Source organism: Nocardioides sediminis, assembly GCF_003047295.1.
GTDB classification, from domain to species: domain Bacteria; phylum Actinomycetota; class Actinomycetes; order Propionibacteriales; family Nocardioidaceae; genus Nocardioides; species Nocardioides sediminis.
The window spans coordinates 1-545 of sequence record NZ_PZYZ01000029.1; the positions used below are offsets into that span (position 1 = coordinate 1).

Below are 545 nucleotides of genomic sequence, written 5' to 3' on the forward strand. Positions count from 1 at the left end.
TCCCGGGCTTGGCGGCGTGACTTCAAGATTTCTTTGGCTGTGGCTACGATAGAATTTATTACCGATGTTTTTTACCGTGAAATTCACATTGAAGTTGTCTCGATTAAGCGGCTGCCAGTTTACGAAAACCCTAACACATGCAAGTCGAACGGTAACAGGAAGAAGCTTGCTTCTTTGCTGACGAGTGGCGGACGGGTGAGTAATGTCTGGGAAACTGCCTGATGGAGGGGGATAACTACTGGAAACGGTAGCTAATACCGCATAACGTCGCAAGACCAAAGAGGGGGACCTTCGGGCCTCTTGCCATCGGATGTGCCCAGATGGGATTAGCTAGTAGGTGGGGTAACGGCTCACCTAGGCGACGATCCCTAGCTGGTCTGAGAGGATGACCAGCCACACTGGAACTGAGACACGGTCCAGACTCCTACGGGAGGCAGCAGTGGGGAATATTGCACAATGGGCGCAAGCCTGATGCAGCCATGCCGCGTGTATGAAGAAGGCCTTCGGGTTGTAAAGTACTTTCAGCGGGGAGGAAGGGAGTAAAG

The 545-nt window shown here is 52.5% G+C and carries 1 rRNA gene; it reads left to right on the forward strand.

The window, feature by feature from the left end:
• Nucleotides 1-84 precede the first annotated feature (84 nt).
• Nucleotides 85-545 (forward strand): 16S ribosomal RNA (locus tag DAI17_RS20785); the annotation flags it as partial.